Consider the following 16,770-nt stretch of genomic DNA (forward strand, 5'->3'; position numbering starts at 1 on the left):
CGAACTACGCGGGGTGTCTCCGAGCGCCGGTATGGATCACCGGTTTCACCTGTCCGGTCCACAACCTGTTCAACGTCCCTGGGCTATAGGATCTTTATCGATGACAGACACCGGTCCGGACCGAGGCAAGCGCGAACTGCTCGATGCAGCCGAACAGCTCATCGCAACCCGCGGATACGAAGTCCCCCTGCGCGACATCGCGGTCGCCGCCGGGCACCGCAACAACTCGGCTGTGCAATATCACTACGGCAACCGCCAGGGCTTGATCGCAGCGATCGTTGCCCGGCGCCTGGGCCCTATGGAGCGCGAACGCGCGCGCATGCTGGAAATCTTTGCCGCACAAGGTAAGCAGCCCACGGTGCGAGATCTCATCAGTGTGCTGGTGCTACCGATCCTGGAGATGAAGGGCACCCACTATGCCCGGTTCCTCGAGGTGACCCGCCCGTCGTGGCCCGATGAATCCATACCCACCGGGTACACCGAGTGGCCCAAAGTTCTTGAACAGCTGAACAAATCACTCGTTGGGGATACCGCCACCCGCCATCGCCGGGTGGCCGCGGTGGCCACTGCGATGTTCGCGCTGATCGCCGACTTCGAACGTCGAACCGAACCCGGCGATCAGTCGGAATCCGAACCGGACGAGATCATCGACATGCTCACATCGATGATGACCACACCCCTTCGATCCCCGACAAACTAGACAGACTGTTCGGTCCGCTACACAACGAGGTCACCGGCCCCGGGCGATCCGCGGGCCAGAGTGAGCCTGCCGCCGCGAGCAGTTGGCTGTAGGTTCTGGCCATGGATTGGTCGGCGGCACCAGCATCGGGGATCACAGCGTTGACCGGCCTCGGCCCGACAGACCTGGCGATCGCCTTGGACGCCCTCCCCGACGACGCACCCGCGGTCCTACTGATACGACTCGACAAGGTCATCGATATCTCACAGGTGCTGGGCGATCTTGTTGCCGACCTCGAGACAACAACCTTCCACCTGTATCCGGCGTGGCTGCCCGGCGCCGAAATATCACCTGGGCGCGCCACCATCGACCGCGTCGCTGCCCGAGCGCTCGCTTCGGAACTGGCTGCACGATCAGACCACTACCGTCCGTTTCTGATGGATCTGACCGCCAATGCCATCGCCGCGCAAACCCAGACCGAGCAGCTCGTCCTGGCGGAGAAATACTCCGACACCACCCGGATGTCCGGACTGATCCGGGTGATCAAGGCCAGCTTCGCCCGCGATCAAGTGGTCCTCGCCTTGTACTCCCCGAGTCCGCTGCCGCGAGATCAGCAGAGTTACGTTGCGGCGGTGTGCGATTGGCTGAGCAGCTATGTCGGCATCTGGCTTCTGGACGGCATCACGGCGGATATCGACCGCTTCCCGACGGCGCCCATGCGCTCCGGTGGTTTCACCTCGGCCAGCGGCGTCGACGAATCCCTGTGGGTTCTGCCCGCCGTGACCTTCCCACCGATATCGGGCCGGCCACATCCTGCAAGCGCAGCCGAACAACGACTCGAATCGCACCTGGCCCGCCTCCCCTGGGCCGCGGATCGCAGATGGAATCAGCTGGTACCCACCGAAAAACTTCAACCGTTCGTACGAGCCGATCTGCTGTGGCCGGATGCGAGACTGGTTGTCGAGATCGACGGCGCCGATCATCGAACCGCAAACAAGTATTCAGACGATCGGCGACGGGATGTCGCCCTGCAACTCGCCGGTTATATGGTGGCGCGCTTCACAAATGAACAGGTACTGAGCGACAGCACGCAGGTTGTGGACATAATCCACAGATTGCGTGCTCGCCGCTTGGCTGAAAAGGAGCTTCCGTGACCGCGTCGGACCTGACTGGTACCGAAATGATCGTCTTGTTGGTCTTGATGGCCGAGTCCCGTGGCCTCACAAACGGAGAAATCCAAGAGCGTGGACCGAAGCTCGAAGCCCCCAGCCGTCGCAAACTCAACGCATTGGGTCTGGTCGACAGCGACACGTCGAAAGTGCCCCACCACCATTCACTGTCTGACCGCGGCTGGGCCAAGTGCAACGAACTCCTCGGCAGCAAACCTCCGGCAGGCACCACCCCGCAGGGCAAGGCACTCTTCACCGTCCTCGCAGGTTTGGGCCGCCATTTCCAACGATCGGACCTGCGACTGGCGGATGTCTTTCTGCCATCGGAAGATTCGGTCAGCAAAGAACCATCTGAACAGACGACGCCGGACATCGAAACCCGCGTCATCGACACCTACCGAACACTCGCGAGCAAACCCGGTGCGTGGGTCGGGTTGGCCGAACTTCGGGCAGACCTGCGCAGTGTCGCACGGCCCGACCTGGACGCAGTGCTCCAGTCGCTGTACAGCCGGTCAGGGTTCCGGCTGATTCCGGAAGAGAACCGTAAGGCGCTGACGCCGGAGGCGCGTGCCGCCGCCGTATCGATCGGCAATCAGGACAAACACCTCATCAGCATGGAGCCGACGTGACATCGGTATCGCAACTCGACGCGCTCGCCAAGGCGCGAACCGGATTCTCCAACTCCGCCCATACCCGCGACGATGTGTGGCTCTCGCACAACGACATCCACGTCGACGGACTTCACGCCAACGCCTGGCGCGCCATCGAGCGCGCCGTCGCCGATGCACAAGAAAGCACCGGTCCGAGCCCGCTCGGTGTGGTGTTGCAGGGGCCGGCCGGGTCAGGCAAGACACACCTACTCGGACAGGTCCGCGAGTACGTACAGGCTCAGCGGGGTTACTTCGTGATGCTGGACCTGCTCGACCCCAGCGACTTCTGGCGCACGTTGCTCAGTTCGTTGCTCGATTCTCTGAACCGCCAGATCACGCCACCGGTGGACAAGACCCAACTCCACGACGTGATGCAGCGCCTTGCCGACCTCGCGGGAACCTCCAGAGTCGCGCGGCGGGCCATCTCGGGCGAAACCCTCGTCACACCCGCGATTCTCGATGAGTTCGTCAACAGCCTTCGCAAACCACTGCCTGCCCTCATCCGCAGTCACCATGCCACCCTGCGAGCACTTGTGCTGTCCGCAGCGCCGAGATCGCGGCTCAACGATCTCGGTATCGCCTATCTCGAGAACAACATCGATGAGATCGATCCGGCCGAGCGAAGCGAATGGCAACTGCCACCCCGGGCGCTTCCCTACGAGGGAACCGTGCGGGCGATCTCGGAGTACATGGCGGCTACCGGTCCCACTGTCCTTGCCGTCGACCAGATCGATACGCTGCTGGCCCAGTCGCGTTCCGGCACCGACGCCACCACCTCGGCTGACTCATATGCCGACGCCGTGGTCGACCAAGTGGCCCACGGATTGATGTCAGTGCGTGAAGTGCTGTTGCGCACCGTGACTGTCGTGTCGTGTCTTCCGTCCGTCTGGACCATCATCGAACTCCAGGCAACGGCCTCGGTACCGGATCGATTCCGCGCCAACTTCATCCTCGAAGGGCTCCCCGATGGGGCCTTCGCCCGGACACTCGTCGAGCGTCGGCTGTCCAAATCATTTGCGGTGCTCGGCTTCACACCGCCCTACCCGACGTGGCCGATCCAAGAACCTGCCTTTTCTGCCGCCACCTCCCTCAATGCCCGGCTGTTGATCAAACGCGTCGACCGGCACATCAACGACTGTCTCGACAACGAAGCCGTGACGGAACTCGGATCGCTGGTGGATCAACCAGCCAGCGTCGTCCTCCCGCCCGCACGGCCGAAGAACACCGACACGGACGAGCCGCCTGCTGGCGACCTCGACGAGGTGTACCAACGCCACATCCGCAATGCCCTCACTGCTACCGCGGTGGACCCGAAGAAGGAAGACGACGTCATGCCGGCGCTGCTGAACGCCGGATTGCGCGCCTGGGCAGTCGAATCCGGTTCTGACGACTTCACGATCGACCAGGTCGGAGGTCAGTTCCGCCTCCATGCCAGACTGCGCCAGAGCCTCGACTCCCTCACCGACGACGAACATCACTGGGCATTTCGCGCGATCTCGGCAACACACGCCGGGGCCGTACAGTCCCGCCTGCGGAATGCTTCGATCGATGCGGGTCTGTCCTCATCGGTCCCCCGTCGTCAACTCTTCATCCTGCGAAACATCGACTGGCCGGGCGGACCCAAAACGGCCGACATGGTCGACGAGTTCACCGCGAACGGTGGCCAGGTACTTGCGATGTCGTACGACGACCTCGCCAAACTCAGCGCGCTCAACGAGATGACCAAGGCCATGCTCGCGGGGTTCGACACCTGGCTCCGAACGCATCGACCTGCCCACGGCATCGAGTTCTTGAGCGCCGCACTCGGTGATGCCGGAACCACCCCTGCGCGCCAACCCATCCCGGCCGAGCACACCGACTGGACTACGCCAACCATCCCGGCCGAGCATCAGACACCCGCGTTCGACGAGCCACCCGCAGCGCGGACCCGCGAGTTGTCGGCGGAGATCACCACCGAGATACCGATATACGATCCGACGGTCCAGCCCGAAGTCGCCGCCCCACCGTCCACTACCTCGACGTCCACCACCCCGACAAGCATCAGCCTCGGCGTTTCACGATCGGGCAAGACAGCGACGGTCGATCTCGAGGCACTCCGCAAACACACCGCCATCTTCGCGGGATCTGGTTCGGGAAAGACGGTGATGATCCGTCGGCTCATCGAAGAATGTGCTCTGCAGGGTGTCTCGGCCATCGTGTTGGATCCCAACAACGACCTCGCACGGCTCGGTACCGCTTGGCCTGAACCACCGGCGGGCTGGTCTGGCGACGACGCCGCGAAAGCCGCCGACTACATCGACAACGTCGAGACCGTGATCTGGACACCCCGCCTCAACGGCGGTCGTCCGTTGAGCTTTCAGCCACTGCCCGACTTCGTGGCCGTCCAAGAGAACCCCGACGAGTTCGACTTGGCCGTCGATGCCGCAGTGTCCGCGCTCAAGCCGTATGCCGGGGTCAGCGGCGCGAAAGCAGCTCTCCAGGAAGCCATTCTCAAGCGATCCATGGCGCTGTACGGCCGACAAGGCGGCGGGTCACTTGCCGGGTACGTCGCCCTTCTGTCAGAGATGACGGACGACATGAGCGGTCTGACAGACACCGAGAAGCTCGCCGGCATTCTTGCTGAGAACCTCAAGGCGGCGATGATCATCAATCCCATGCTGGGCGGCGGTGGAACACCGGTCGACCCATCGGTCCTCCTCACCCCGACCGCAGGCAAACGCGCCCGCATCTCGGTGATCAGCCTGATCGGCCTACCGGACGAAGGCAATCGACAGGGTTTCGTCAATCAGCTCGAACTCGCCCTGTTCGCTTGGATCAAGAAGAACCCAGCCGGCGATCGCCCACTCGGCGCGTTGTTCGTCATGGACGAGGCCCAGACCCTGGTTCCGTCGGGACGAGTGACCCCGTGCACGCGAAGCACCGTTGCGCTCGCGTCGCAGGCGCGCAAATACGGACTGGGCCTGGTGTTCGCGACACAGGCACCCAAGGGCATCGACGCCAAAATCGTCGGCAACGCCTCTACCCAGTTCTTCGGCCGCCTCAACACACCGGTACAGATCAACGCCGCGAACGAGATGGCCTCAGCCAAAGGGAGCCGGATCAATGACATCGGGCGCCTCGGCACCGGCGAGTTCTACGTGGCCCCCGATGGCGGGACCTTCCAGAAGGTGAACACCTCGATGTGCTTGAGCTTTCACCCGTCGTCGCCGCTATCCGATGAGGAAGTGCTCGCTCTCAGCAGGCAGTGACCCCGTCCGAAGTCATCCCGGCGCGGTTCTGGCGCAACAACGCAAATGCGGCCCGCCCCTTTACAGGGACGGGCCGCATTTGTTGAAAACGTTTGGCTTACTTGGCCTTCTCGAGGACCTCAACCAGACGCCAGCGCTTGGTGGCACTGGTCGGGCGGGTCTCCATCAGCCGAACGCGGTCGCCGACACCGGCGGTCTCGTTCTCATCGTGAGCCTTGACCTTGCTGGTGGTGCGGATGATCTTGCCGTAAAGCGGGTGCTTCACACGATCTTCCAGCTCGACCACAATGGTCTTCTGCATCTTGTCCGAGACGACGTACCCGATGCGCTCTTTGCGCCGTGCACGGTCCTCGGCGGACGTTTCTGTCACTTCCTGGTCCTTACTCATGCGTCGTCACCGTCCGTAGCTTCGGGTCCGGCGGCCAGGCCCAGCTCACGTTCCCGCATGACTGTGTACACGCGCGCGATTTCGCGACGCACGGTACGCAGCCGGCGGTTGTTGTCGAGCTGACCGGTGGCCATCTGGAACCGAAGGTTGAACAGCTCTTCCTTCGACTCACGCAAACGCTCAACCAGTTCTTCGTCACTGAGCTCGCGGAGCTCGGCGGCGGCGATTCCGATACTCATCAGAACAGCTCCTCCCTGGTCACGATGCGGGTTTTGATCGGGAGCTTGTGCTGCGCGCGGCGCAAGGCCTCGCGAGCAGTCTCCTCACTGGGGTAACTCATCTCGAAGAGGATGCGACCCGGCTTGACCGGGGCGACCCACCACTCGGGAGAACCCTTACCGGAACCCATGCGGGTTTCGGCAGGCTTCTTCGTCAACGGGCGGTCGGGGAAGATGTTGATCCACACCTTGCCGCCACGCTTGATATGCCGGTTGATGGCAATACGAGCTGACTCGATCTGACGGTTGGTGATGTACGCGCTCTCCAGTGCCTGGATGCCGTAGTCACCGAACGTCACCTTGGTTCCGCCCGAGGCCTGACCTTTCAGGCTGGGGTGGTGCTGCTTGCGGTGCTTGACCCGACGAGGGATCAACATGCCTCAGCCCTCCTGGTTCTCAGCCTGCGCGGGCGCAGGCGTTGTCGCTGGAGCGTCAGCAGCCGCAGAAGCACCGGCCGTTGCGGCGCGTCCAGCTTCAGTGCTGGTCGCTGTGGTGCCCGACGAACCGCTTCGCTTCGGACGTGCGGGACGACGCGGACGACGGTCTTCACTCGGAGCAGCAGCCGAGGACAGTGCCTCGCGCTTGCCACCGACGATGTCGCCCTTGTAGATCCACACCTTCACGCCGATACGGCCGAAGGTTGTCTTGGCCTCGTAGAGGCCGTAGTCGATGTCAGCGCGCAGGGTGTGCAGCGGCACACGACCTTCGCGGTAGAACTCGCTACGGCTCATCTCCGCACCGCCGAGGCGACCCGAGCACTGGACCCGGATTCCCTTGACGTTGGGCTGACGCATGGCCGACTGGATGGCCTTACGCATCGCCCGACGGAATGCCACGCGGTTGCTGAGCTGCTCTGCGACACCCTGTGCCACCAGCTGAGCTTCCGATTCGGCGTTCTTGACCTCGAGGATGTTCAGCTGCACCTGCTTGCCGGACAGCTTCTCCAGGTCACCACGGATCCGGTCGGCCTCGGCGCCGCGGCGACCGATGACGATGCCCGGACGGGCGGTGTGGATGTCGACGCGAACCCGGTCACGGGTACGTTCGATCTCCACCTTGGCGATGCCGGCGCGCTCGAGGCCGGTGGCCAGGAGCTTGCGGATGGCAACATCCTCTTTCACGTACTCCGCGTACTGCTTGTCTGCGTACCAACGGGACTTCCAGTCCGTGGTGATACCGAGACGGAAGCCATGCGGGTTGATCTTCTGGCCCACTACTGAGCTCCCTTCCGGCGGTTGCGGCTGGTCGCCGCACCCTTGTCGGCGATGCTCTCGACGACGACGGTGATGTGGCTGGTCCGCTTACGGATCCGGAACGCACGCCCTTGGGCACGCGGACGGAACCGCTTCATGGTCGGTCCCTCGTCGGCGAACGCCTGTGCCACCACGAGGGTGCGACGGTCGAGGTCGAGGTTGTTCTCGGCGTTGGCAACGGCGCTGGCAAGCACCTTCGCCACCGGCTCGCTCGCAGCCTGCGGTGCGAACTGCAGGATGTCGAGTGCCTCGTCCACGTTCTTGCCGCGAACCAGATCGATGACGCGACGCGCCTTCATCGGGGTCACACGCACGAAACGAGCGGTGGCCTTGGCGGTCGGGTTGGTTGTTTCAATAGTCATCTACCGACGCTTCGCTTTCCGGTCGTCTTTGATGTGTCCCTTGAAGGTGCGCGTCGGCGCGAACTCGCCGAGCTTGTGCCCGACCATCGAGTCCGAGACGAACACCGGTACGTGCTTGCGACCGTCGTGGACGGCGAAAGTGTGTCCGATGAAGTCCGGAATGATGGTGGACCGACGGGACCAGGTCTTGATGACCTGCTTGGTGCCCTTTTCGTTCTGAACATCGACCTTGCCCAACAGGTGGTCGTCGACGAACGGGCCTTTCTTGAGGCTGCGTGGCATTCTCTAACTCCCTCCTGGGTTATCGCTTGTTCTTGCCGGTGCGGCGGCGGCGGACGATGAGCTTGTCGCTCGGCTTGTTCTTGCGGGTGCGGCCCTCGGGCTTGCCCCACGGGCTGACCGGGTGGCGACCACCGGAGGTCTTACCCTCACCACCACCGTGCGGGTGGTCGACCGGGTTCATGACGACACCACGGACGGTTGGGCGCTTGCCCTTCCAGCGCATGCGGCCGGCCTTGCCCCAGTTGATGTTGCTCTGCTCGGCGTTGCCCACCTCGCCGACGGTTGCGCGGCAGCGCACGTCGACACGACGGATTTCACCGGAAGGCAGACGCACTGTGGCGTAGGCGCCTTCCTTACCGAGCAGCTGCGCGCCGGCTCCGGCGGAACGGACCAACTTGGCTCCGCCACCCGGACGCAGTTCCACAGCGTGGATCTGGGTACCGGTCGGGATGTTGCGCATCGGCAGGTTGTTGCCCGGCTTGATGTCGGCGGTAGGACCGCTCTCCACCACGTCGAACTGCTTCAGGCCCTTGGGGGCGATGATGTAACGCTTTTCGCCATCGACGTAGTGCAGCAACGCGATCCGCGCAGTGCGGTTGGGGTCGTACTCGATGTGAGCGACCTTGGCGTTGATGCCGTCTTTGTCGTTACGACGGAAGTCGATGAGACGGTAAGCCCGCTTGTGGCCACCACCCCGGTGACGGGTCGTGATGCGACCGTGCGCGTTTCGTCCACCGGTGCTGTGCAACGGACGAACGAGTGACTTTTCCGGGGTACTACGTGTCACCTCGGCGAAGTCTGCGCCAGACGAGCCACGACGACCGGGAGTCGTCGGCTTGTACTTACGAATTGCCATGAGTCTTCTTGTCCTCTACTTCTTCTGAGTCCGACCGGCGTCAGCCGACCGGGCCTCCGAAGATCTCGATGGGCTTACTGTCGGCGGCCAAGGTCACGATCGCGCGCTTGGTGTCCTTGCGCTTGCCGTAGCCGAACTTGGTCCGCTTGCGCTTACCCTGACGGTTGGCGGTGTTCACGCTCGTGACCTGCACGTCGAAGATCGCTTCGATGGCGATCTTGATCTGGGTCTTGTTCGACTCCGGATGCACGAAGAACGTGTACACGTTGTCCTCGATCAGTCCGTAGGACTTCTCGGAGATCACCGGGGCCAGGATGATGTCGCGGGGGTTTGCCTGAACTGTCATGTTCCTCAGGCCTCCTTCTGCTCTTTGTTGGCACCGTCGAGGAACGCACCCAGAGCTTCGCGGCTGAAGACAACCTCATCGGCGTCGAGGACGTCGTAGGTGTTCAGCTGATCCGGAGCGATCGGCAGCACGTGCTGCAGGTTCGCAACGCTCTTCCATGCGGCGGTGTCCTCGCGGCCGACCACCAACAGGAACTTCCGGCGATCAGACAGCTCTTCGAGGAACAGTCGTGCCGTCTTGGTCGACGGGGCCTGCCCGGCAACCAGTTCGGTGATCACGTGGATGCGCTCGTTGCGTGCCCGGTCAGAGAGGGCTCCGCGCAGGGCGGCTGCCTTCATCTTCTTCGGGGTGCGCTGGCTGTAGTCACGCGGCTGCGGGCCGTGGACGATGCCACCACCGGCGAACTGAGGGGCGCGGGTCGAGCCCTGACGAGCGCGACCGGTTCCCTTCTGGCGGTAAGGCTTTGCGCCACCACCGCGGACCTCGGCCCGCGTCTTGGTGGAGTGCGTGCCCTGGCGTGCAGCGCCCAGCTGGGCGATGACGACCTGGTGCAGCAGCGAGATGTTCGCAGGCGCATCGAAGATCGCGGCGGGCAGTTCGACGGTTCCGTCGGTCTTGCCACCGAAGCTCTTCACATCGACCGTGCGGGTCTGCTGCTTCTCGGTGTTGACAGTCATTAGCTCGCACCACCCTTCATGGCGTCACGGACGATGACAACCGCGCCCTTGCGACCCGGGATCGCTCCCTTGATCAGCAGCAGGCCCGATTCAGCGTCCACCTTGTGGACCTTCAGGTTCTGGGTGGTGACCTTGTCATTACCCATCCGACCGGCCATCCGCATGCCCTTGAACACGCGACCGGGGGTGGCGCAGCCACCGATGGAACCGGGTGAGCGGTGCACGCGGTGCACGCCGTGGCTCGCGCCCAGGCCCTTGAAGCCGTGACGCTTCATGACACCGGCGAAGCCCTTGCCCTTGGAGGTTCCGGTCACGTCGACGAGGGCACCGTCGGCGAAGATCTCCGCCGTCAGTTCCTGTCCGACCGTGTACGGCGAAACGTCGTGGACGCGGATCTCGGCAACATGCCGGCGCGGGGTGACCCCGGCCTTGGCAAACTGACCGGCAACCGGCTTGGTGACCTTGCGCGGGTCGATCGCGCCGTAGGCGAGCTGCACGGCGCTGTAGCCGTCGATCTCCTCGGTGCGGATCTGCGTGACCACATTGGGTCCCGCCTTGACGACTGTCACCGGGATCACCCGGTTGTCCTCGTCGAATACCTGGGTCATCCCGAGCTTGGTGCCCAGGATTCCCTTCACATTTGTCTGAGTCATCTGTTAAATCCCGCCACTCACTGGATGTTGACGTCGACGCTGGCCGGCAGATCGATACGCATCAAGGCGTCAACGGTCTTCGGCGTGGGATCGAGGATGTCGATCAGTCGCTTGTGTGTACGCATCTCGAAGTGCTCGCGCGAATCCTTGTACTTGTGCGGCGAGCGGATGACGCAATACACGTTCTTTTCGGTGGGCAACGGCACCGGGCCAACGACACGTGCACCCGTACGGGTCACGGTCTCCACGATCTTGCGCGCCGACGCGTCGATCGCCTCGTGGTCATAGGCCTTGAGCCGGATGCGGATCTTTTGTCCCGCCACGCTGTGTCCTCTTCCGTCATATTCGGCTGCACAGATGAACACCTCGTGGAAACGACTGTGGTCGCATCCTCGTGACCATTACCTCACGGTGGTGATCGACGCTGTTCATCTGTCATTGTTCAAAACCCGCTTGCACGAGTCGTCGTACTGCGCCCAAATCTTGCGGGCCTCCGGTCCACGCACTCGGGTGTGTCGCGGTGGCTACACACGCTTGTGCGCATGCGCTTACCGCTTGTATCCGACTGCATCTATCTGAACTCGGGTCTATCTTTGCTTGTTGTGCATCACAACGGAAGCTCGAACCAGTTCGCAAGCCGCTTAGTTCGTCCGGTGATGCTCTTCGGTCGACAGGCGCTCTGCTGCCGGTTGGACGCATATAGCTTCCAGCCGGGACATACAGGGCCGCACTGCCAATCAAGGCAACCCGACAAGTATGCAATAGATCCGGCTCAGGACCAAATTCGTCCGCTCGGCCCCTTCATCTGCGTCCCGACCTCGACCTCCACCTCGGCCGAGTCCGCCATCCACAGCACATCTTACTGGTCGGTAGGATAACGAATATGCCGACTGAGAACGCGCTGACCAGCACCAGCCCGACCTACCGCCTGCGCCAGAAGTTGCCTGCCGGACGTCTGGGCTCCGTGCTCTTCTCGATGGGGATCTGCGTCCGTGTTCCGTACTTCGCGACGATCCTGCCCTATGTCAAGACCATGGAACCCGGACGATGCGAGGTCACCGCCCCCAAGTGGTACGGCATCCGCAACCATCTGGGCACCTTCCATGCCATCGCCGCGTGCAACCTGGCGGAGACCGCGATGGGCATGCTCATGGAGGCCACAGTCCCCTCTACCCACCGCTGGATCCCGAAAGCGATGACCAGCCAGTACCTGAAGAAGGCAACGACCGGCTTACGGGCCGTCGCCACCCTGCGCGAACCGCTCGACTTCGGCACGATCACCGAGGGCCGCGACGTGGTCGTCGACATCAAGATCACCGACACCCACGGCGTCGAAGTGGTTCACTGCGACATCACCACCTGGGTGACCCCGGCGTAGCTGCGCTTCGTCTTGGGGGGGTCGAAGGTCCCGGGTTTTCCCAACCCTCACCACGTAACCGCAGGTACAAAAACCGCACGTCACACAGTGTTTGACCACACATCAAGAATATGCGCATCTCCGATGCGGAATTACTACGGTGAGTCGTATGCAGCTGACCCGATTCACCGACCTCGGTCTGCGGGCGTTGATGTTGCTCGCCGCAGCCGAGGAAGACGGCCATCGGGTCACGACCGGCGCAATCGCGCACAGCGTCGCCGCCTCTGAAAATCACGTCGCGAAGGCCGTGGCCCGACTCTCAGAACTCGGCCTGGTGCACTCCCAACGGGGCAGGCGCGGCGGGCTGTCCTTGACCGACGCCGGCCGCCGCGCCTCGGTCGGTCGACTGATCCGCGAGCTCGAAGGCGACAAGGAGGTCGTCGACTGCACCGGGGACAACCCCTGTCCGCTCCTGCCCGCTTGCCGCCTGCGGCGTGCGCTCGCCGACGCCAAGGAAGCGTTCTACGCCGCGCTCGACCAGCACGTCGTCAGCGACCTGGTGAAAGGCACGCAGATACCGCTTCTCCCCCTCGTCCGGCTTCCCCACTCTTCCACCGAACAACTGTTGTCACCCATCGAGAGGACACATCCATGACCACTGCATCCACTTCTGCCCCCGAGCGGCTCACCGCAACCCGGGCACAAACCCTCGAACCGCATCACGCGGAGATGATCGCCGCGACGCTGCCACTGGTCGGCGCGAACATCGATGCCATCACCACCGAGTTCTACCGGCGCTTGTTCGCCGATCACCCCGAATTGCTCCGCAATCTGTTCAACCGGTCCAACCAGGCCCAGGGCACGCAGCAGCGCGCACTGGCCGCATCCATTGCCACGTACGCGACGCACCTCATCGATCCGGCGTTGGAGGATCCCGCGGAACTGCTCGGCCGGATCGGACACAAGCACGCATCGCTCGGGGTGACGGCCGATCAGTACCCGCTGGTTCATACCCATCTGTTCGCCGCGATCGTCGACGTCCTGGGAGCCGAGACCGTCACGGCCGAGGTCGCGGCCGCGTGGGACCGGGTCTACTGGTTGATGGCGAACACACTGATCGATCTCGAACACCGCCTCTATGCGGACGCGGAAGTCGGGGCCGGCGATGTCTTCCGCCGCGCGCGGGTGACCGCAAGGACGGACGACCCATCGGGCACAGTCGTGCTCACCGTCGCCGCCACAGTCGACACATTTCCTAATTTCCTTCCGGGACAATACATCTCGGTTGGTACAACACTCCCCGACGGTGCCCGGCAGATCCGCCAGTACAGCCTGATCAACACTCCCGGATCCGGTGAGCTCACGTTCGCCGTCCGTCCTGTTGTCGCCTCCGCCGACGCACCCGCCGGAGAGGTGTCGACACATATCGCCGCGCATGTGGCCGTTGGCGACCTGCTGGACGTCAGCATCCCGTTCGGCGATCTCCCCGTCGACAGTGTCGGTTCGCGGCCGCTGGTCCTGATCTCCGCGGGCATCGGGATCACGCCGATGATCGGCATCCTCGAGCACCTCGCGGCGAACGCCCCGGGCTGCCGGGTACAAGCCCTGCACGCCGACAGGTCGCCGGACGCGCATCCACTCCGGCAGCGCCAGCGTGAGCTGATCGGCGAACTCGCCGAGGGCAGCCTCGACCTCTGGTACGAGATCCCCGGCCAAGACGAGCCGACGATCCATCATGGTCTGATGCAGGTCGACACCATCACATTCGATGAGGACGCAGAGTTCTTCCTCTGCGGGAACAACGGTTTCGTCCAAGCCGTCCGAGGCCAGCTCCTCGCCCGGGGTGTGGCATCGGGGCGGTTGCACTGCGAGCTCTTCTCACCCAACGACTGGCTCCTGGGCTGACGGGCACGGTCGGGGGCGGGCACGGTCGAGAAGCCAACTGCGTCATCGGCGCCTAGAATCCACCGATACCCCCGCCCCGACCGTCCACCGCAGAGGTCGCCTTGCCATCACAACCACCGAACCGTCCACTGATCAGCTACCTGAACGGCGAACTCGCGGGCAGCGCACAGGCCAGTGTGTTCGATGAACTGCGCCGCGTCATCCTCGACGGCAGCGCAGCCCCCGGGTCGGCGATCCCGGTGGGAAGTGTTGCCGAGTTGTTCGGCGTGAGTGCGATACCGGTACGAGAAGCCCTGAAAACCCTTGTCGGCGAAGGCCTGGTGGGTCACCGGACCGGCGGCGGGTACTACGTCGCACAACTGACGCTTACCGAACTCCGAGAGATCTACTTCGTCCGCGGCGTGCTCGAACAAGCCGCACTGACCCGGGCCTGCGCGGTGGCCACCGAGGCCGACCTGGACCGCGCCCGATCCGAACACCGGGCGCTACAAGAGGCCACCATCGCCGGCGACCGCAAGGCCTATCACGTGCATTCACGCCGTTTCCATCAGGCGTTGGTCGGCCCCTGCGGAATGCATCGGTTACTCAACATGTTCGACTCCACCTGGGACATCACCGAACCGTTCCAGGTGATGCAGCGGGCGACCGGCCCCACCCAGCTCCAGCTGCACGGCGATCACGAGAAGATGATCAACGCCATGGCCCGGCGCGATGCCACCGAACTTGTTGCCGTTGCGCAACAACACCATCAGCGACTCGAATCGGTGATCATCGAAACTGCCGCCGAACTGAACGTCGCCCGCGAAGAATCCCCACCCACGTAGCGCCCGATCGCTCGGGAAGCCACGTGGCATCCTCTTGGTGATGGACTGAAGGCCACACGATGGCGCAGTCGATACACCGCCTTCCCGGAATATATCCACTTCCCTGGGCCGGACCCGCGCTAATTGTCACGCACGTAATCCCCGGGAAATATCGCGATCTTAAGTTTTCCTCAGTCCTACGAGGAGCCCGAATCCAGGTTCCGTTCCGACGCTGAAGGAATGCCCATGACCGATGTTCAATCTCCCGATTCAGAGGTCCCGACAAATCATCACAATGCCGCAGGCGAGAGCGTCATCAAGCTCAGTTACGACCAGCGGCTGACCAACGAGGATTTGGCTCCGCTGCGGAATCAGACCTGGACCTGGTACAACATCTTCGCGTTCTGGATGTCCGACGTACACAGCGTCGGCGGATATGTGTTCGCGGGCAGCCTGTTTGCCCTCGGTATCGCCGCGTGGCAGGTGCTGGTCGCCCTGGTCGTCGGCATCGTGATCGTCAACCTGCTGTGCAATCTGGTCGCCAAACCCTCTCAGCAGGCCGGGGTTCCCTATCCGGTGACCACCCGCATCGCATTCGGTGTCCGCGGTGCCAATGTTCCGGCCATCATTCGCGGCCTCATCGCGGTCGCGTGGTATGGCATCCAAACATACTTGGCCTCAGTGGCTTTCGGACTGCTGGCCCTGAAGTTCTGGCCGTCACTCGACAAGTACAGCGAGAGCGGCGACATGTCCTTCCTCGGACTCTCGCCGCTCGGCTGGGCCGGCTTCATGCTCATGTGGGTACTGCAGGCGGTCGTCTTCTGGAACGGTATGGAAACGATCCGCAAGTTCATCGACTTCTGTGGTCCCGCGGTCTACGTCGTCATGGTCATCTTGGCCGGCTACCTGATCTGGAAGGCCGGCTGGGACAACGTCAGCTTCGACCTCTCGGTAGGTGAATCGAAGACCGGTTGGGCCTCGATCACCGCACTCATCTCGGCGATAGCCCTTGTGGTGTCGTACTTCTCGGGTCCGATGCTCAACTTCGGAGACTTCTCGCGTTACGGCAAGTCGTTCAGTGAGGTCAAGAAGGGCAACTTCTGGGGTCTGCCGGTCAACTTCCTGTTCTTCTCGATCCTGGTGGTGTGCACGGTTTCCGCCGGTGCCACCGTGATCGGTAAGGACGACGCAGGCAACATCATCACCGACCCGGTCCACATCGTGGACAAGATCGACAACACCACCGCGGCAGTGCTCGGCGTACTCACCTTTGCCATCGCGACCATCGGCATCAACATCGTGGCCAACTTCGTCTCCCCCGCATTCGACTTCTCGAATGTGGCACCGACCAAGATCACCTGGCGCACCGGCGGCATGATCGCCGCAGTCGGCTCGATCCTGATCACGCCGTGGAACCTCTACAACAATCCGGACGCGATCCACTACACGCTGGACACGCTCGGTGCGGTGATCGGACCGCTGTTCGGCATCCTCATCGCCGACTTCTACCTCATCAAGAAGCAGAAGATCGACATCGACGACCTGTTCACGATGGATGAGAACTCGCAGTACTACTTCCGCGGGGGCGTCAACCCGGTGGCGGTCGTGTCCACGGTCATCGCAGCGCTGGTCCCGATCGGTGTTGTCATCTGGGGTACCGCGTATCAGGCAAGTTTCACGTGGTTCATCGGTGCCGGCATCGGATTCGTCTTGTACATGGCGGGCATGAAGTACCTGCCGCAACACCTGATCTACGGAACCCGCCCGGCCCCGGCCGCGGCCTGAGCCCTCCGATGATGTGGCCTTCTGGCCAACAAACCCGCAGGTCACGGACGCCACAAGGCCACATCATCGGTGTAGCGAG

At 63.1% G+C, this 16,770-nt stretch carries 20 protein-coding genes; 9 read left to right on the forward strand and 11 right to left on the reverse strand.

The features are described from left to right. Window positions 1-100 precede the first annotated feature (100 nt). The 4 genes from AC1TQG_RS02785 (at window position 101) to AC1TQG_RS02800 (ending at window position 5,746) form a co-directional block, all read left to right on the forward strand. A complete protein-coding gene (locus AC1TQG_RS02785) occupies window positions 101-700 on the forward strand; it encodes a TetR/AcrR family transcriptional regulator (RefSeq protein WP_482135413.1) in 600 nt (199 codons plus the stop codon). 101 nt (window positions 701-801) lie between these two features. Next, on the forward strand, window positions 802-1,833 hold the full coding sequence (locus AC1TQG_RS02790) for an endonuclease domain-containing protein (protein WP_482135414.1): 1,032 nt from the start codon (window positions 802-804) through the stop codon (window positions 1,831-1,833). After that, entirely contained in the window at window positions 1,830-2,477 is a 648-nt protein-coding gene (locus AC1TQG_RS02795) for a hypothetical protein (RefSeq protein WP_482135415.1), read from the forward strand. Before AC1TQG_RS02790 ends, AC1TQG_RS02795 begins: the two co-directional genes overlap by 4 nt. Next, the gene (locus tag AC1TQG_RS02800) at window positions 2,474-5,746 is read left to right on the forward strand and encodes a helicase HerA domain-containing protein (RefSeq protein ID WP_482135416.1); all 3,273 of its coding nucleotides are present in this window, start codon (window positions 2,474-2,476) and stop codon (window positions 5,744-5,746) included. The genes AC1TQG_RS02795 and AC1TQG_RS02800 overlap by 4 nt, the downstream gene beginning before the upstream one ends. 97 nt (window positions 5,747-5,843) lie before the next feature. Here the strand turns inward: AC1TQG_RS02800 and rpsQ are convergent, their stop codons facing one another. The 11 genes from rpsQ to rpsJ are packed head-to-tail and all read right to left on the reverse strand — an operon-like array spanning window position 5,844 to window position 11,164. Next, window positions 5,844-6,134, reverse strand: a complete 291-nt coding sequence (gene rpsQ / locus AC1TQG_RS02805; RefSeq protein WP_482135417.1) for a 30S ribosomal protein S17 — start codon at window positions 6,132-6,134, stop codon at window positions 5,844-5,846. Beyond that, window positions 6,131-6,373 (reverse strand): 50S ribosomal protein L29, encoded by a 243-nt coding sequence (gene rpmC / locus AC1TQG_RS02810; RefSeq protein WP_482135418.1) that lies wholly within the window; start codon window positions 6,371-6,373, stop codon window positions 6,131-6,133. The genes rpsQ and rpmC overlap by 4 nt, the downstream gene beginning before the upstream one ends. Then, window positions 6,373-6,789, reverse strand: coding sequence for a 50S ribosomal protein L16 (gene rplP, locus AC1TQG_RS02815; RefSeq protein WP_482135419.1), 417 nt, complete (start codon window positions 6,787-6,789; stop codon window positions 6,373-6,375). Before rplP ends, rpmC begins: the two co-directional genes overlap by 1 nt. A gap of 3 nt (window positions 6,790-6,792) precedes the next feature. After that, window positions 6,793-7,626 (reverse strand): 30S ribosomal protein S3, encoded by an 834-nt coding sequence (gene rpsC, locus AC1TQG_RS02820; RefSeq protein ID WP_482135420.1) that lies wholly within the window; start codon window positions 7,624-7,626, stop codon window positions 6,793-6,795. Then, window positions 7,626-8,027, reverse strand: a complete 402-nt coding sequence (rplV, locus tag AC1TQG_RS02825; protein WP_482135421.1) for a 50S ribosomal protein L22 — start codon at window positions 8,025-8,027, stop codon at window positions 7,626-7,628. The genes rpsC and rplV overlap by 1 nt, the downstream gene beginning before the upstream one ends. Continuing rightward, window positions 8,028-8,309 (reverse strand): 30S ribosomal protein S19, encoded by a 282-nt coding sequence (gene rpsS, locus AC1TQG_RS02830; protein WP_331883974.1) that lies wholly within the window; start codon window positions 8,307-8,309, stop codon window positions 8,028-8,030. Window positions 8,310-8,328: 19 nt separating this feature from the next. After that, window positions 8,329-9,165, reverse strand: coding sequence for a 50S ribosomal protein L2 (rplB, locus tag AC1TQG_RS02835; RefSeq protein ID WP_482135422.1), 837 nt, complete (start codon window positions 9,163-9,165; stop codon window positions 8,329-8,331). 40 nt (window positions 9,166-9,205) lie between these two features. Beyond that, window positions 9,206-9,511 carry a 50S ribosomal protein L23 gene (rplW, locus tag AC1TQG_RS02840; protein WP_482135423.1) on the reverse strand — a complete coding sequence of 102 codons (306 nt, stop codon included), beginning with the start codon at window positions 9,509-9,511 and terminating at the stop codon, window positions 9,206-9,208. A gap of 5 nt (window positions 9,512-9,516) precedes the next feature. Next, a complete protein-coding gene (gene rplD, locus AC1TQG_RS02845) occupies window positions 9,517-10,188 on the reverse strand; it encodes a 50S ribosomal protein L4 (protein ID WP_482135424.1) in 672 nt (223 codons plus the stop codon). Continuing rightward, entirely contained in the window at window positions 10,188-10,841 is a 654-nt protein-coding gene (rplC, locus tag AC1TQG_RS02850; RefSeq protein ID WP_482135425.1) for a 50S ribosomal protein L3, read from the reverse strand. The genes rplD and rplC overlap by 1 nt, the downstream gene beginning before the upstream one ends. A 17-nt stretch (window positions 10,842-10,858) precedes the next feature. Then, the gene (gene rpsJ, locus AC1TQG_RS02855; RefSeq protein ID WP_003938093.1) at window positions 10,859-11,164 is read right to left on the reverse strand and encodes a 30S ribosomal protein S10; all 306 of its coding nucleotides are present in this window, start codon (window positions 11,162-11,164) and stop codon (window positions 10,859-10,861) included. A 560-nt stretch (window positions 11,165-11,724) separates the two neighbouring features. On the opposite strand from rpsJ, the gene AC1TQG_RS02860 reads away from it, so the two are divergent. The 5 genes from AC1TQG_RS02860 to AC1TQG_RS02880 all read left to right on the forward strand — a co-directional run bounded on the left by AC1TQG_RS02860 (window position 11,725) and on the right by AC1TQG_RS02880 (window position 16,691). Further along, window positions 11,725-12,219, forward strand: coding sequence for a hotdog fold domain-containing protein (locus AC1TQG_RS02860; RefSeq protein ID WP_482135426.1), 495 nt, complete (start codon window positions 11,725-11,727; stop codon window positions 12,217-12,219). A gap of 148 nt (window positions 12,220-12,367) precedes the next feature. Continuing rightward, window positions 12,368-12,853: an RrF2 family transcriptional regulator gene (locus tag AC1TQG_RS02865; RefSeq protein WP_482135427.1), complete on the forward strand. Its 486-nt coding sequence runs from the start codon at window positions 12,368-12,370 to the stop codon at window positions 12,851-12,853. Continuing rightward, entirely contained in the window at window positions 12,850-14,103 is a 1,254-nt protein-coding gene (locus tag AC1TQG_RS02870) for a globin domain-containing protein (RefSeq protein WP_482135428.1), read from the forward strand. Before AC1TQG_RS02865 ends, AC1TQG_RS02870 begins: the two co-directional genes overlap by 4 nt. A gap of 101 nt (window positions 14,104-14,204) precedes the next feature. Then, window positions 14,205-14,927: a GntR family transcriptional regulator gene (locus AC1TQG_RS02875; protein ID WP_482135429.1), complete on the forward strand. Its 723-nt coding sequence runs from the start codon at window positions 14,205-14,207 to the stop codon at window positions 14,925-14,927. A 225-nt stretch (window positions 14,928-15,152) separates the two neighbouring features. Continuing rightward, entirely contained in the window at window positions 15,153-16,691 is a 1,539-nt protein-coding gene (locus AC1TQG_RS02880; RefSeq protein ID WP_482135430.1) for an NCS1 family nucleobase:cation symporter-1, read from the forward strand. Window positions 16,692-16,770 lie beyond the last annotated feature (79 nt).

The organism is Williamsia sp. Y844 (genome assembly GCF_056786475.1).

Excerpts from the sequence above, each read along its gene's own strand:
- AC1TQG_RS02785 (WP_482135413.1), top strand. The coding sequence starts at position 101 with ATGACAGACACCGGTCCGGACCGAGGCAAGCGCGAACTGCTCGATGCA.
- AC1TQG_RS02790 (WP_482135414.1), top strand. The coding sequence starts at position 802 with ATGGATTGGTCGGCGGCACCAGCATCGGGGATCACAGCGTTGACCGGC.
- rpsQ (WP_482135417.1), bottom strand. The coding sequence starts at position 6,134 with ATGAGTAAGGACCAGGAAGTGACAGAAACGTCCGCCGAGGACCGTGCA.
- rpmC (WP_482135418.1), bottom strand. The coding sequence starts at position 6,373 with ATGAGTATCGGAATCGCCGCCGCCGAGCTCCGCGAGCTCAGTGACGAA.
- rplP (WP_482135419.1), bottom strand. The coding sequence starts at position 6,789 with ATGTTGATCCCTCGTCGGGTCAAGCACCGCAAGCAGCACCACCCCAGC.
- rplV (WP_482135421.1), bottom strand. The coding sequence starts at position 8,027 with ATGACTATTGAAACAACCAACCCGACCGCCAAGGCCACCGCTCGTTTC.
- rpsS (WP_331883974.1), bottom strand. The coding sequence starts at position 8,309 with ATGCCACGCAGCCTCAAGAAAGGCCCGTTCGTCGACGACCACCTGTTG.
- rplB (WP_482135422.1), bottom strand. The coding sequence starts at position 9,165 with ATGGCAATTCGTAAGTACAAGCCGACGACTCCCGGTCGTCGTGGCTCG.
- rplW (WP_482135423.1), bottom strand. The coding sequence starts at position 9,511 with ATGACAGTTCAGGCAAACCCCCGCGACATCATCCTGGCCCCGGTGATC.
- rplD (WP_482135424.1), bottom strand. The coding sequence starts at position 10,188 with ATGACTGTCAACACCGAGAAGCAGCAGACCCGCACGGTCGATGTGAAG.
- rplC (WP_482135425.1), bottom strand. The coding sequence starts at position 10,841 with ATGACTCAGACAAATGTGAAGGGAATCCTGGGCACCAAGCTCGGGATG.
- AC1TQG_RS02860 (WP_482135426.1), top strand. The coding sequence starts at position 11,725 with ATGCCGACTGAGAACGCGCTGACCAGCACCAGCCCGACCTACCGCCTG.
- AC1TQG_RS02865 (WP_482135427.1), top strand. The coding sequence starts at position 12,368 with ATGCAGCTGACCCGATTCACCGACCTCGGTCTGCGGGCGTTGATGTTG.
- AC1TQG_RS02870 (WP_482135428.1), top strand. The coding sequence starts at position 12,850 with ATGACCACTGCATCCACTTCTGCCCCCGAGCGGCTCACCGCAACCCGG.
- AC1TQG_RS02880 (WP_482135430.1), top strand. The coding sequence starts at position 15,153 with ATGACCGATGTTCAATCTCCCGATTCAGAGGTCCCGACAAATCATCAC.